The sequence below is a fragment of the Bartonella sp. AA74HLJMH genome, assembly GCF_042197045.1.
GTDB lineage: Bacteria > Pseudomonadota > Alphaproteobacteria > Rhizobiales > Rhizobiaceae > Bartonella.
In genome coordinates this window covers 129,308-143,158 of record NZ_JBHIRJ010000004.1, presented here as the reverse complement: position 1 = coordinate 143,158, position 13,851 = coordinate 129,308, and the positions used below count along the sequence as shown (strand labels likewise).

General features: G+C 35.3%; 14 protein-coding genes. 6 read left to right on the top strand and 8 right to left on the bottom strand.

All coding sequences use genetic code 11. From position 1 onward, the window contains the following. Nucleotides 1-120 precede the first annotated feature (120 nt). Together lexA and rimO are read left to right on the top strand one after the other, a co-directional pair. Nucleotides 121-825, top strand: a complete 705-nt coding sequence (lexA, locus tag ACFINH_RS04235; protein ID WP_375621262.1) for a transcriptional repressor LexA — start codon at nucleotides 121-123, stop codon at nucleotides 823-825. A 461-nt stretch (nucleotides 826-1,286) separates the two neighbouring features. Further along, the gene (rimO, locus tag ACFINH_RS04230) at nucleotides 1,287-2,600 is read left to right on the top strand and encodes a 30S ribosomal protein S12 methylthiotransferase RimO (protein WP_375629851.1); all 1,314 of its coding nucleotides are present in this window, start codon (nucleotides 1,287-1,289) and stop codon (nucleotides 2,598-2,600) included. A gap of 531 nt (nucleotides 2,601-3,131) precedes the next feature. Here the strand turns inward: rimO and ttcA are convergent. The 4 genes from ttcA to ACFINH_RS04210 form a co-directional block, all read right to left on the bottom strand. Continuing rightward, nucleotides 3,132-4,007, bottom strand: a complete 876-nt coding sequence (ttcA, locus tag ACFINH_RS04225) for a tRNA 2-thiocytidine(32) synthetase TtcA (RefSeq protein WP_375628128.1) — start codon at nucleotides 4,005-4,007, stop codon at nucleotides 3,132-3,134. Nucleotides 4,008-4,274: 267 nt separating this feature from the next. Further along, complete coding sequence (rpsD, locus tag ACFINH_RS04220; protein WP_273722651.1) at nucleotides 4,275-4,892, bottom strand: 30S ribosomal protein S4; 618 nt, start codon at nucleotides 4,890-4,892, stop codon at nucleotides 4,275-4,277. Nucleotides 4,893-5,062: 170 nt separating this feature from the next. Then, the gene (gene murI / locus ACFINH_RS04215) at nucleotides 5,063-5,890 is read right to left on the bottom strand and encodes a glutamate racemase (protein ID WP_375611921.1); all 828 of its coding nucleotides are present in this window, start codon (nucleotides 5,888-5,890) and stop codon (nucleotides 5,063-5,065) included. Continuing rightward, a complete protein-coding gene (locus ACFINH_RS04210) occupies nucleotides 5,890-6,720 on the bottom strand; it encodes an RNA methyltransferase (RefSeq protein WP_375632222.1) in 831 nt (276 codons plus the stop codon). The genes murI and ACFINH_RS04210 overlap by 1 nt, the downstream gene beginning before the upstream one ends. A 302-nt stretch (nucleotides 6,721-7,022) precedes the next feature. Between ACFINH_RS04210 and sfsA the strand changes: the two genes are divergently transcribed. Genes sfsA through radC form a run of 3 tightly spaced genes read left to right on the top strand, consistent with a single transcriptional unit; the run spans nucleotide 7,023 to nucleotide 9,374 of the window. Further along, nucleotides 7,023-7,739 carry a DNA/RNA nuclease SfsA gene (sfsA, locus tag ACFINH_RS04205; RefSeq protein ID WP_375611922.1) on the top strand — a complete coding sequence of 239 codons (717 nt, stop codon included), beginning with the start codon at nucleotides 7,023-7,025 and terminating at the stop codon, nucleotides 7,737-7,739. After that, nucleotides 7,732-8,562, top strand: coding sequence for a type I methionyl aminopeptidase (gene map / locus ACFINH_RS04200; RefSeq protein ID WP_375632221.1), 831 nt, complete (start codon nucleotides 7,732-7,734; stop codon nucleotides 8,560-8,562). The genes sfsA and map overlap by 8 nt, the downstream gene beginning before the upstream one ends. 17 nt (nucleotides 8,563-8,579) lie before the next feature. Then, nucleotides 8,580-9,374 (top strand): DNA repair protein RadC, encoded by a 795-nt coding sequence (gene radC, locus ACFINH_RS04195; protein WP_375613419.1) that lies wholly within the window; start codon nucleotides 8,580-8,582, stop codon nucleotides 9,372-9,374. 44 nt (nucleotides 9,375-9,418) lie between these two features. On the opposite strand, the gene ACFINH_RS04190 is transcribed toward radC, so the two are convergent. From ACFINH_RS04190 to ACFINH_RS04175, 4 genes are all read right to left on the bottom strand, one after another. Further along, entirely contained in the window at nucleotides 9,419-9,631 is a 213-nt protein-coding gene (locus tag ACFINH_RS04190) for a DUF3126 family protein (protein ID WP_375621268.1), read from the bottom strand. A gap of 618 nt (nucleotides 9,632-10,249) precedes the next feature. Then, the gene (locus ACFINH_RS04185) at nucleotides 10,250-11,023 is read right to left on the bottom strand and encodes an alpha/beta fold hydrolase (protein ID WP_375613418.1); all 774 of its coding nucleotides are present in this window, start codon (nucleotides 11,021-11,023) and stop codon (nucleotides 10,250-10,252) included. Then, nucleotides 11,020-11,532 (bottom strand): DUF192 domain-containing protein, encoded by a 513-nt coding sequence (locus tag ACFINH_RS04180; protein ID WP_375632220.1) that lies wholly within the window; start codon nucleotides 11,530-11,532, stop codon nucleotides 11,020-11,022. Before ACFINH_RS04180 ends, ACFINH_RS04185 begins: the two co-directional genes overlap by 4 nt. A gap of 250 nt (nucleotides 11,533-11,782) precedes the next feature. Next, complete coding sequence (locus ACFINH_RS04175) at nucleotides 11,783-12,358, bottom strand: cold-shock protein (RefSeq protein ID WP_273791031.1); 576 nt, start codon at nucleotides 12,356-12,358, stop codon at nucleotides 11,783-11,785. Nucleotides 12,359-12,681: 323 nt separating this feature from the next. On the opposite strand from ACFINH_RS04175, the gene ACFINH_RS04170 reads away from it, so the two are divergent. Further along, nucleotides 12,682-13,815, top strand: coding sequence for an ABC transporter substrate-binding protein (locus ACFINH_RS04170; RefSeq protein ID WP_375632219.1), 1,134 nt, complete (start codon nucleotides 12,682-12,684; stop codon nucleotides 13,813-13,815). Nucleotides 13,816-13,851 lie beyond the last annotated feature (36 nt).

Here is a 13,851-nt window from a genome sequence, read left to right as displayed (position 1 = left end):
TTAAATGATAAGATCAAAAACAAAGAAAATAATTTTTATTTGGCGATAAAAATTGTAAAAGTGCTATATATACATGTATTTTTACTTTACTAATTTTTATTATTTTGATTGGAATATTGAATGTTAACATGTAAACAATATGAGCTACTCTTGTTTATTCATAACCATATAAAAGAAACTGGTGTTCCTCCTTCTTTTGAAGAAATGAAAAATGCATTAGAACTTTCTTCAAAGTCTGGTATTCATAAGCTCATTATAGCCTTAGAACAACGAGGTTTTATACGTCGCTTGCCCAATCGTGCTCGTGCTGTGGAGGTGATTCGACTCCCTGAAAAAATAACATTTAACCTTTCTTTAGCACGTAAAATTTCTCCCAGTATGATAGAAAGAAAGAAAAGGGAAATATCAAAAAGCTTGAGTCCCTTTGATGAAGAAGAAAAAAAAAATATCACCATTCCTATTATGGGACGTATTTCTGCGAGCGTACCCGCCTCTGCTATACTGCAACAAATAAACAGCCTTTCTCTTCCACTCGATATGGTTAATACAGGTGAGCACTACGCATTAGAAGTTAAAGATGATTCTATGATGGAGGCTGGTATCCTTGATAAAGATACGATCATTGTGAAACGTCAAAATACAGCAATAACAGGTGAAATTATTGTTGCGTTTATTGATAAAAAAGAAGCCACATTAAAACGTTATCGACGCAAAGGAGCTTCTATTGCATTAGAAGCCGCAAATCCTCATTATGAAGTACGGACATACGAATCCGAGCGTATAGAAATACAAGGAAAACTTACCGGACTTATTCGCAAATATTAAAAAATAAACCTTATAGTACGCGATAGATATCGCAGTAAGAAGCTATTGAGTATTTTTTTTATTGTGCCACACGCAATTGACTTCTTCTCCACAGCCAAAGGATGCCCCCAATTCAGTTTATAAACAATCCAGATCCTTATCGAGCGGGTTTCACTTTCCCTTCCCTCCATGTTCTTCACTTAATGCAAGGCTTGACAAGTAAGTTTTAAAATATTCACCACGTACTTTGAAAAGAACTTAAATGCTTTGAAGGAAGCTGTCTTATATCATCATCCTCAATAACGGAATTTTACGATATAATAAGACAAAATTGTATGCATGCATAAAAACACATAAAATTTTGTAGAAAAAAATCAAATAACTTTGTAACAGATTGTATTGCATAGGTATAAAAATAAAGAACATTATTTTTAAATTAATAAAAGCGTAACTCAATCATTCATAGTAATTGTAGGATCATCATGGTAGCACCTCGTATTAGTTTTGTCTCCCTCGGATGCCCAAAAGCACTCGTAGATTCTGAGCGAATTATTACACGCCTTCGCTCTGAAGGGTATGAGATTTCACGTCAACATCAAGGAGCTGATGTCGTTATTGTGAATACCTGTGGTTTTCTTGACTCGGCAAGGAGAGAATCATTAGCCAATATTGATGAAGCTCTTAAAAAAAATGGAAAAGTTATTGTAACAGGGTGTCTTGGTGCTGATCCTGATGCTATTCGCCAAACATATCCTAATGTATTGGCTATTACAAAACCGCAAGCTTATGAAAGCGTTATAGAAGCTGTTCATACAGCAATTCCTCCTGTTCATGATCCTTTTCTTGATTTAGTTCCTCCCCAAGGTATTCGTTTAACACCTCGCCATTACGCCTACTTAAAGATTTCTGAAGGATGCTCTAATCGGTGTAGTTTTTGTATCATCCCTACTTTGCGTGGTGATCTCACTTCACGTCCCATCAGCGATGTTCTTCGTGAAGCTGAAAAACTCGTGCAAGCGGGTGTAAAAGAACTTTTGGTTATTTCACAGGATACGAGTGCTTATGGTGTTGATCTTAAATATCTCGAAAATTCTTGGAAAGATCGTACAATCAAAACTAAATTCTTTGATCTTTGTCGCGAACTAGGCGATATGGGTATTTGGGTACGTATGCATTACGTTTATCCTTATCCCCATGTTGATGAAGTTATCGAACTTATGGCTGCAAAAAAAATTCTTCCTTATCTGGATATACCTTTTCAGCATGCATCACCAACTGTTTTGCGTCACATGAAGCGTCCCGCACTTATGGAAAAAACAAATCGTAGAATTGAAAAATGGCGGAAAATATGTCCAGATCTTACTTTGCGATCAACATTTATCGTTGGTTTTCCTGGTGAAACGAATGAAGATTTTAATATACTTCTAGAATGGCTAGAAGAAGCAAAAATTGAACGCGCGGGGTGCTTTAAATATGAAGAAGTAAAAGGAGCTGCCGCAAATGATTTGGGATTAGAAAATATTCCTGAAGAGGTGAAAGAAAACCGCTGGCATCGTTTTATGGCAAAACAACAACAAATTTCTACACATCTTTTAAAGAAAAAAATTGGAAAAAGACTCCGAGTGCTTATCGATGAAAGTCAAGGAAAAGTTGCCAAAGGACGTAGTCAGTACGATGCTCCAGAAATAGATGGTGTTGTCCATATATCATCACGACGCCCACTGCGTGTTGGTGAATTTGTCACCGTTAAAATCGAACAATCGGATGCCTATGACCTTTATGGTATAGCAGTTTAAAAATTTAACTCCTTCCCTGTCCTCAATGATGAAGATTTCTATCAGCATTGGTTTATAAAAAAGCGACTTTTCATAACAAGAACCGATCATGTGACTTACTTCATGAGAATTTACGAGCAATCCTTACTCTGAATGTTTGCTATACACTCCCAAAATACCAAGCAGTTATATATTCTCTTAATTTAATGCCTTAAATGAGCTTTAAATGGCGGTGACGGCGGCGCAAAAGAATAAAATCCACAAGGCTCACCATTTTTAATTAACAAAAGAAAAAATCGACAACCGTACTATTTTCCCATTTTTCATATTACGACAGTCATTGGTTAGTGAAAGGAAACTTTTTTCAAGAGTGTTTTATGCACACAAGAATTTCCTTTGTGATATGCAAACGGATGTTTTTTATGGAAGCAATATAAGAGAATTTGAAACAAAACAATCTGACGATATTTAAATGAAAAAAATAAATTATCATTATAAATAAGTATCTTATCTTAAACTCTTTAAACTTATTTTTAAAATATCTAATTTTTATTAACACGTTTTAAAATCAAAGAATTTCTTATCAAGCAAATGACTTGGGCGTACATTTGTTAAAGCGCGAATCATCGTATCTTTACGTCCTGGCATTTGTCTTTCTATATTTTTCAGCATTTCTTTCATTGCATTACGTTGTAATCCATCTTGACTACCGCAAAGATTACAAGGAATAATTGGAAATTGCATTTCTTGAGAAAATTTTTCCATATCTTCCTCAGCAGCATAAACAAGAGGACGTAATACAAAAAGATCTCCTTCATCATTTTTAAGTTTTCCAGGCATGGCAGCTAATCGGCCACCGTGAAACAAATTCATAAAAAATGTTTCTAAAACATCATCACGATGATGACCTAAAACTAATGCAGAACATCCCTCTTCACGTGCAATACGATAGAGATTACCACGTCGTAATCGAGAACAAAGTGAACAATATGTCTGCGACTCTGCCAATTTATCTGTAACAATGGAATAAGTATCCTGATATTCAATACGATATGGAATTTTATAAGAACTTAAAAAGTCTGGAAGAATATGCTTAGGAAATCCTGGGTGCCCTTGATCAAGATTACAGGCTAGAATTTCAACGGATAAAAGACCTCGCCACTTTAAGTCTAAAAGAAGCGCTAATAAACCATAAGAGTCTTTTCCACCCGATAAAGCAACAAGCCATTTTTTCCCTGTAGAGAGCATAGAAAAATCATCCAAAGCTTGTCGCATATGACGTAAAAGTCGTTTGCGCAATTTATTAAATTCTACGCTTGAAGGAGCAACACGAAACATTGGATGACAATTATCTGCTTCGCTTATTAAAGGATCATCTCTCCCTTTGTTTTCTTCTATTGCCTGATATTCAACTGAAACATCATTCATAATACCATATCCTGCACAATAAACGGCTCGTTTTGCAAAGATAAAAACAAATATTAAAGCAAGCTTACATTTATGTTTTTTGAATTTATAAATTAGATACACAAAAAAGAAATGGAACTATACAAATTTATGACTATAAAACATAGCAATAAACTTAATATAGAACCATTTACAAAAAGAACTTATTAACTTCAAATATTGTAAGAATAACACAATATTTTGAAGTTATCATAATAGAAGAGAGAAACAATTTCTCTTACAGAAAAATTATCGAGAATAAAATTCAACAACCAGATTAGGTTCCATTTGCACAGCATAAGGAACATCTGCAAAAGCAGGAATACGTGTAAAGGTTGCTTTCATCTGTTTATGATCTGCTTCAATATAATCAGGGACATCACGTTCTGCCAATTGCACTGATTCTAACACTAAAACAAGTTGTTTCGATTTTTCCCGAACCTCAATAACATCACCTGGTTTACAACGATAAGATTGAATGTTTGTGCGCCGCCCATTGACATTAACATGACCGTGATTGATAAATTGGCGAGAAGCAAAAATCGTAGGTACGAATTTTGCACGATAAACAACAGCATCCAAACGTGATTCTAACAGACCGATAAGATTTTCACCAGTATCGCCCCGTCGACGAGCTGCTTCTTCATAGGTTTTATGAAATTGTTTTTCTGAAATATCTCCATAAAACCCTTTCAATTTCTGTTTAGCGCGCAACTGAACCCCATAGTCAGAAAGTTTTCCTTTACGACGCTGTCCATGCTGACCTGGACCATAATCACGACGATTGACAGGAGATTTTGGACGCCCCCAAATATTTTCTCCCATACGACGGTCAATTTTATACTTTGTTGTTTCGCGTTTACTCATCGCATTTCCTTATAAAATAAAACACGAGATCTTAAGACCCCAAGGAAACGCGCCCTCCTCTGCCTTTAAATACTAAAGACTGACAGAATACCTTAACATATCAATATGCAAAGTTATCCACGGGACACGTCAATTAATGCTATTTTCTTGAAAAAATAGCTAGATCATCATTATTGGTCTCGTAACCCAAAGTCAACTCCTTTCATGAGTTTTAAGCCAAATCCTTTAAACAAATTCTCTGTTAAAGAAGTGATATTTTTTGATGTCAACAACGCAAAATCTTGATATTTCTTTATATATTGATGGTGTATCTTTCCCGACAATGGTAATAAAGATCTGATATGTTTGGCGATCGCTTTCGCCGGATCAATCCACTCAACGGACCATAAAGCATGTTCACGAAAGAAATTAATCAAAAAAGGATAATGTGTGCAGGCTAAAACAATAACATCCGTATATTGTCCATTTTTTTCCACAAAACATGGCAGGATTTCTTTTCTTAACTCTTCTGAATCGATAGATTTTCCCCGTAAATAATCTTCAGCAAGTCCAGCCAGCTTTTTACTTCCCACAAGCTGAACATGACACTGTCCAGCAAAAGAGTTAATTAATTCATTTGTATAAGCACGTTTAACTGTTCCAGGAGTCGCTAATACGGAAATAAAACCAGATTTTGTTTGTTCAGCAGCTGATTTAATTGCAGGAACCGTTCCTACAAAAGGGACATGAGGAAAATTCTGTCGTAAATCTGCTATCATCAGTGTAGAAACAGTGTTGCAAGCAATCACACATAAAGCTGGATTGTAACGTGTTAAAAGATTTGTAAAAATCTTCAAAATACGCTCTTTCAAAATATTTTCTTTCCAATTTCCATAAGGAAATCCTGCATCATCAGCAACATAGATAAATTGCATGTCAGGGATAAGAATACGCGCTTCCCTGAACACTGTTAAACCACCAATACCGCTATCAAAAAAAAGAACAGGTCGTTCATCCATTAATTTTCACACTTATTTTTAATTTTTTTACGATCACGCTCTTCCGGTGCTCTACTCCCCCGTGGATATTGTGGCGAAAAATGATCCAAAGAAGATATAATGCCTCGCAATAAACGAACCTCAGGTTCACTAAAGTTAGCGCGCGTAAAAACAGAGCGCAAATTTGCAAGCATTACTTCTTTACGTTCTGGTGGTCTAAAATACCCACGGATATTCAAAGCCTCTTCTAACTGAGATAAAAAACCATGGAATATTGTTTTATTTGCAGGTTCCATCTCTGCTGCACGAAATGCCGTATCGCTGACATTCTCTAAACCAGCTTTCATCCATTCGTAAGACATTAAAAGAACCGCTTGCGCAATATTAAGTGACGCAAAAGCAGGATTAACTGGAAAAGTAATAATTTCATCAACAAGGCTGATTTCATCATTTTCTAGTCCCCATCTCTCTCTTCCAAAGACAATCCCAGTCTTATGTCCGATACTTTCACGCTGACGTAATACGCTTGCTGCTTCGACAGCACTTTTTACAGTTTTAAATCCACATCTTTCACGTGCTGTTGTGGCAAAAACATAGTGTAAATCTGCAATTGAATCACGCAATGTGTTAAAAATCACAGCATTGTTAATGACATGATCAGCTTTACTCGCAGCAGCTCTAGCTTTTTCATTTGGAAACATCTCTCGAGGATTGACTAATCGAAGCTTAGAAAGCCCAAAATTTGCCATTGCCCTTGCGACCATACCAATGTTTTCAGGAAGCTGCGGTTCAACTAAAATAATAATGGGACCATTTGTTAAATTTTCACGATTCCTATTCGTTCCTGCCATCAATTTTACCTAGTTTCACTTAAACTATCTCCCTCTCCACTATTTTTACGAAACCTTTTTCACAATACTCTAATGCTGTTTAATAATAAATTATAGATAATCTATCTTTTCATTCAAAGATAATAGTTTCTAAACCTAATAATAAATTTTAAAAGCCATTAAAGTGAACGATGGAATTTATAACAATTTATATAAGATATCGTAGCGTTTTTTACATCAATTTTATCTTTTTTAATAGGGAACAGCCCCTATAAATCATAATCTCAGTTGAATTATGAAATCATAAATCCTAAAAAAGGGATATGCACTTTATTCCCAAACTTTTTCCTGCAAAGCTTATCCGTCGTTATAAACGTTTCCTTGCGGATGTTCAACAAGATGATCAGCATGTCCTCACCGTGTCTGTACCTAATACAGGATCAATGCTTGGATTAACAGCTTTCAACACCAATATTTGGCTTTCTTATCATAACAACATCAAACGAAAATATGCCTATCAATTAGAAATTATTGAAGCCGATAATACTTTGGTTGGTATTAATACTTCTTTACCCAATAAACTTGCGTTAGAAGCAATTCAAAACGGATTACTACCAGAATTAAATGGATATAAAACAATTTTAAAAGAACAACGCTATGGGACACAATCACGAATTGACTTTCTTTTACGTGATGACATTCTTCCTGATTGTTACCTAGAAGTCAAAAATGTTCATTTTATTCGTCAGAAAGGATTAGCAGAATTTCCTGATAGCGAAACAAAACGTGGTGCACGTCACCTTGATGAGCTCATAGGAGTTGTACAACAAGGAAAACGAGCTGCTATGCTTTATATTATTCAACGAGAAGATTGCTCAGCTTTTACAATTTGTCATGATCTTGATCCACTCTATGGACGTAAGTTTGATTTAGCATTAAAATCAGGAGTAGAATGTTATGCTGTAAAGTGTCATGTAAGTGTAGAAGGCATTTTTCCGATTCAGAGAGTAAAAATAGAAAATAGAAGAAACAATGACTGAGTATATCGAATATAATAAAATCCCTTTAAAATTTAATGGAAAAATCCGCATTTTCGATGATTATGCTTTTGCTAAAATGCGTGAAGTTGGTCGTATTGCTGCAGAATGCCTTGATGCGCTTACAGATATTATTAAGCCGGGCGTTACTACGCAAGAAATAGATGATTTTGTATTTATTTTTGGAGCTAAGCGAGGAGCACTTCCTGCTGATCTAAATTATCATGGATACAGCCATTCATGCTGTACATCTATCAATCACGTTGTCTGCCATGGCATTCCCAATAAAAGACCTTTGCAAGAAGGTGATATTGTAAATGTTGATGTAACCTTTATCCTTGATGGTTGGCATGGGGATTCAAGCCGAATGTATCCTGTTGGAAAAATTAGGCGTGCCGCAGAACGCTTGCTAAAAATAACCTATGAAAGTCTTATGCAAGGAATCGCTGTCGTTAAGCCTGGAGCAACGACAGGTGATATTGGGGCAGCCATTCAACAGTATGCAGAATCTGAACGCTGTTCAATTGTGAGAGATTTTTGCGGACATGGTATCGGCCAGCTTTTTCATGATGCTCCCAATATTCTCCATTATGGAAATCCTAGAGAAGGAGTTGAATTAAAACAAGGTATGATGTTTACAATTGAGCCTATGATTAACCTTGGTAAACCACAAGTTAAGATTTTATCTGACGGTTGGACTGCTGTTACCCGTGACCGCTCTCTGACAGCACAATATGAACATACAATTGGTGTTACAAATGAAGGGTATGAAATATTTACACAATCTCCTAAAAATATTTTTTATATTCCAAATTCCCATACCTAACGCAATGTAGAGATGTTATGGCTAAAAAATTAAATCAAAAGGAAGATACTCAAAGTAATCACTTTGCATTAACATCGAGTTCTCCACTCACCCCAGTATCAGAAAGAAAAAGTGAAGAGCCTCAGAAAAACGCACAGCTTCATAAACATTATCAAGGCCATCGTGAACGTCTTCGGAAGCGCTATTTAAAGTCAAAAGGAAATGCAATTGAAGATTATGAATATCTTGAATTATTGCTTTTTCGCACAATACCCCGTGCAAACACAAAACCCATAGCTAAAAATTTGATAGCGCGTTTTGGTTCATTAGCTGATGTGTTGGGAGCGGATATTCACCGACTTCAAGAAATTCCAGGATGTGGTCCCGCCACTGCAGTTGATTTAAAAATTATTTCAGATGTTGCTGGACGTCTTGCTCGTGCGCAATTGTTTAAGCGCGATATTTTTTCATCATGGGATAAAGTGTTAGCGTATTGTAAAGCTGTTATGGCTCACGAAACACGTGAACAGTTTCGTATTTTGTTTCTTGATAAGAAAAACGGCTTACTTGCTGATGAGGTGCAACAAACTGGAACCATTGATCATACCCCTGTTTATCCTCGTGAAGTTATTTCTCGAGCTTTAGAGTTATCCGCATCAGGACTTATCTTAGTCCACAATCACCCTTCTGGCGATTCCACCCCCTCTAATGCAGATATAACAATGACATATAGATTAAAAGATGCAGCAAATGCATTAGGCATTATTATCCATGACCATCTTATTATTGCACGAAATAACCATACGAGTTTTAAAGCGTTAAAACTTATATAAATCTTATGGGATAAAAAAGACTTCATTCAACTACGAATAACGAATCAATTTTCTAAATCAATATCTAATATAGCCATTGAGAAATTATAGGAGAGCTCATCTTCATCTTCATCTCGATAGATAATGCCTAAAAACTCATCTCCCATATAAACCTCACAAGAATCACTCTTTTTAGGCCGTGCTCTGACTTGCAATGCTGAGTTTTGGAATATATTTTTAAAATAATTATCAAGTTTTTTTATTTCATCAGCATTCACTATGCTCTCCTGTTTTTTTGAAACGATTAAAATAATTGCGTGTCGTGCAAATAAGACACTCTTATGATTCTGTAAAGTCAGTAAAAAAGCATAATCTGAATATTTACTTAATATTACATATATTCACAACGTTCTTTATACATTCATAAAGAACGTTTACAAAAGGAGTCTATCATTATTAAATATACCCGTATAGATTAAAAAATGGCAAAAAAACTGTATATTTTTAATAATTTTACTTTATCTCCAATTTTAGCATCTGTATTTAAAATGCATATTCGTAAGAATAAATTGATCAATAATTTATAATTTTGTTTATTTTGTAAAAAATACAAATAAAAATATTTTTTTATTTAAAACTACATTTTTTAGCAAAAAATATTTATTACATCATTCGAAAATAATTCTTTTTAATAACCTTTAAAGTATAATTATCTAATCTTAGAAGAATTACCTCTCTGGAAAATATACAAAATAAGCTAATAAGAGTTTATTTTTCTTTTCATTTTTTATAAAAACTTACGTCATAACAGAAAGATTTTTTAATAAGCTTTTTTCAATTTATACGAAATAAAAATATTGGGTATTTCTGTAAATTCTAAAAGCTATGAAGAGTTCTTATTTTATAGGATAACGAGAAAGAAAATCGATAACGCCTTTTTTATAAACTTTATCGCCTACAGCAAGCATATGATCTCGATCAGGAATTGATAAAGCTTCACCACAAGGCAACAAGGCTGCCAATGGCTCTGCATCACCGCCAATTTCATCTAATGAACCAACGGCAACAAGTGCTGGTTGTTTGATTTTGTAAACTTCAGACGCCGTTAACTCCTGTTTTGATGTAATGATACAAGCAGCAAGAGCACGCCTATCGCTTTTCGTTTGATCTGCAAATTTACGGAACATTAAACCGCGCGTATTAGTAATAGTGGAAATATCTTCTGCTAAAAGGGCCTCAGCAACAGGCTCCCAATTTCCTGCTCCCGTCACCATACCAATACCTAAACCACCAAAAATAACACTGTGTACATATGTTGGATGCAAAAGAGCCATGAAAGCACTAATACGAGCCCCCATAGAATATCCCATAACATGGGCTTTAGATAACTCTAAATGCTGCAGTAACTTTACTGCGTCGCCAGCCATAGCTTGAGGTGTATAAAAGATAGGATCATAACTTTTAACTGAATCTCCGTGACCGCGATTATCAAGAGCAATAACACGATATCCTGCTTCCGTGAGAATACGAAACCAACCTGTTGCATACCAATTCACCCGTGCAGAAGATCCAAAACCATGGATCAACAAAACAGGAGCGCCTTGTCCTTCTTCTCGATAAGCAAATCGCAAACCATTATATTCAAAAAAACGAATATCTTCAGCGGTCATTTTTTATTGCACTTTCCACAAAGTACAGGATGAATAACACGTTGTCCTTTTTGTATCTGTTTTTCAGAAACTTCACCAGCATTAATTTCAAGTGCAAAAGCTGCAGGAACTTCTGATGAAATGGTATTTGTTGAAAATGGAGAAGTATTTTCAATAATCGATACAATAATTCCCTCAGAGTTTAAGAAAATCATATCTAAAGGTAAAGGCGTATTTGCCATCCACATAAAAATTTTCTGCTCATCTCCCGATGGATAACTTTTTTGCTGCTTAAAGAGCATTGCACGATCGCGTGGAAAATCAGTTCGATACATTAAACCAGCTGCTGCTTGAGATGGCGTAAAAGCAATCTCTACCTTATAAAAAACCGGACCTTGCTTTGTATGTATTTCTAAAGGAATCGGATGCACAGGAATCTCTATGGGCTCCTTTGCTACAACAACACGCATATCTAACATAAAAAGCATCACCAATAAAACAATATACCCCTTTTTAAAAGGCTTTAACATTCTTGTCTCCACCACAGAAAAATTTTAAATTTTGTTTCTAAAATAAAAAGTACCAGAGTTTAAAAGTCAAAAAAAAGAGGATTGCTTCCTTGTTATTTTCTAGTTTTTTTCAACGTAATATGCGAAATTTTCTTCATTTGGTTTATGGATTAACGAGAGCCATATTTTCTTTAAAAATCTACCTCTATAGCAATTTACGGAATAACCATCTTTAAAAATATAGAAAACACACTGATTTCACTCGTGAAATTCAATGCGTAGCTAAAGGAATGCCTATGTCCGGATAAATCTCTGCTGTCATTAAACCTTTTTCTCCTTTACCAAAACGTACAAGAACAACTTGACCGGAACGAAGCTCTGCTAAACCAAAACGGCGCAATGTTTCCATATGAATAAAAATATCTTCTGTTCCTTGCCCTCGGCTAAGAAAACCGTATCCTTTGTCACGATTAAACCATTTAACAATTGCTCGTTCTAGTCCACTTTCTGGAGTAACAACAACATGGGTACGGGCAGGAACTTCTGATGGATGAATTGCTGAAGAACAATCTATGGATTTCACCTGAACGCACTTTAACCCTCGTTCAGTTTTTTCCACAGCACAAATGACTTTAGCTCCCTCTAAAGCTGTTTGAAAACCATCCCTTCGCATTACCGTAACATGCAATAATATATCTGGAAAATGAGGTAAATCAGGTACAATAAATCCATACCCCTTACTACCATCAAACCACTTAATGACACCACTGATTTCGATAATCTCCCCACAAGCACCTATACTATCCTCAGATGGGGAACAATCCTTTAATGCATCCTTACTCGTCATAATAACGTGATCCTGTAGCTTATAAATTGTACGATATTGATTCTCTAGGTTTAAGTAAACATTGCTCTTGTATCAACACGCAAGCCCCAAGATAAGATTTCCCCACATTGTCGTATCTTCTATGTTAATGTCAGAGAATATCAACATGAATATTTATAAAACTATTTGATTGTACACTTTACATACCTTACAAGAAGTGCCCTACAAAAGAGGTCATATAAAAGTTTTTTTACATAATGATATTTTGATTAATGTGTAACTTGCATGATGAAGAAGTTCAATATAAGGTGAAAAAACGACAATTCAATTAAGGAAAATGCGCAATGCAATTGAAGAAAATCCTTACGATAATCGCAGCATTTATGGCATTTACAGCAAATGTTTATGCGAGTGAACCTATTAAGATTGGTGTTTATCTTCCATTAAGTGGTCAAAATGCATTTGGAGGTCAGCTTGAAATTAGAGGTATAGAATTAGCCCATAAAAAAGTTCCAGAAATTTTAGGACGTAAAGTGGAACTTGTTATTATTGATAATAAATCTGATAAAGTAGAAGCGGCTAATGCTGTTATGCGTTTAACAGCAAGTGAAAAAGTGAGTGGAATCATTGGTAGCTATGGTTCTTCACTTTCGTTAGCAGGTGGTGAAATATCTGAAAAGGCAAAGACTCCAACCATTGCAACGTCCTCAACAAGTCCCCTTGTTACACAGGGTAAAAAATATTACTTTCGTGCTTGCTTTATTGATTCCTATCAAGGAGTAGGAATCGCAACTTATGTAAGCCAAACTTTACGCGCAAAAAAGGCTGCTATCCTTAAAGATATTTCAAGCGATTATGCTATTGGTCTTGCAAGTTATTTTACGCGTGCTTTCAAAAAATTAGGTGGTGAAGTTATCTCAAATTTAAATTATAATTCTGGAGATCAGGACTTTTCAGCTGTTCTCACGCAAATTATCGCCCAGAAACCTGATATCTTATTCATTCCATCTTACTTTTCTGAAGGTGCTATCATCATGAAACAAGCACGAGAATTAGGGGCTAAATTTCAAATTATGGGTGGAGATGCTATGGATAATCCAGAAACCATTACGATTGCAGGAAAAGCTGCAGAAGGTTTCTTACATACGACACTTCCCTATAGTGAGGATATGCCAAATATGTCAGTAGCTGCGCAAGAATTCACAAAAGAATGGAAAAAAGCTTACCCAGACAAAGAGCCAAATATCAATTCTGTTTTGGGATACACGAGTTATATGATGTTCATGAAGGCTATTGAAAATGCTGGTAGCACTGATCGTGAAAAAATTACTATCGCACTTAGCCAATTAAAAGATTTTCCTACCCCCTTTGGGGATATGTCAATGGATGAAAATCATAACCCTAAAATTCCTATTGGTATCATTAAAATACAGGATGGAAAACGTGTTTATTTAGAAGAAGTTAAACCTGCTTTTTAATTAAAAAGTTTTACTTACTAAAATGCAAGAATTGGT

What these genes read in the sequence shown, in the direction of transcription:
- lexA (WP_375621262.1), top strand. Translation starts at nt 121, where the DNA reads ATGTTAACATGTAAACAATATGAGCTACTCTTGTTTATTCATAACCAT.
- rimO (WP_375629851.1), top strand. Translation starts at nt 1,287, where the DNA reads ATGGTAGCACCTCGTATTAGTTTTGTCTCCCTCGGATGCCCAAAAGCA.
- ttcA (WP_375628128.1), bottom strand. Translation starts at nt 4,007, where the DNA reads ATGAATGATGTTTCAGTTGAATATCAGGCAATAGAAGAAAACAAAGGG.
- rpsD (WP_273722651.1), bottom strand. Translation starts at nt 4,892, where the DNA reads ATGAGTAAACGCGAAACAACAAAGTATAAAATTGACCGTCGTATGGGA.
- murI (WP_375611921.1), bottom strand. Translation starts at nt 5,890, where the DNA reads ATGGATGAACGACCTGTTCTTTTTTTTGATAGCGGTATTGGTGGTTTA.
- ACFINH_RS04210 (WP_375632222.1), bottom strand. Translation starts at nt 6,720, where the DNA reads ATGGCAGGAACGAATAGGAATCGTGAAAATTTAACAAATGGTCCCATT.
- sfsA (WP_375611922.1), top strand. Translation starts at nt 7,023, where the DNA reads ATGCACTTTATTCCCAAACTTTTTCCTGCAAAGCTTATCCGTCGTTAT.
- map (WP_375632221.1), top strand. Translation starts at nt 7,732, where the DNA reads ATGACTGAGTATATCGAATATAATAAAATCCCTTTAAAATTTAATGGA.
- radC (WP_375613419.1), top strand. Translation starts at nt 8,580, where the DNA reads ATGGCTAAAAAATTAAATCAAAAGGAAGATACTCAAAGTAATCACTTT.
- ACFINH_RS04185 (WP_375613418.1), bottom strand. Translation starts at nt 11,023, where the DNA reads ATGACCGCTGAAGATATTCGTTTTTTTGAATATAATGGTTTGCGATTT.
- ACFINH_RS04180 (WP_375632220.1), bottom strand. Translation starts at nt 11,532, where the DNA reads ATGTTAAAGCCTTTTAAAAAGGGGTATATTGTTTTATTGGTGATGCTT.
- ACFINH_RS04175 (WP_273791031.1), bottom strand. Translation starts at nt 12,358, where the DNA reads ATGACGAGTAAGGATGCATTAAAGGATTGTTCCCCATCTGAGGATAGT.
- ACFINH_RS04170 (WP_375632219.1), top strand. Translation starts at nt 12,682, where the DNA reads ATGCAATTGAAGAAAATCCTTACGATAATCGCAGCATTTATGGCATTT.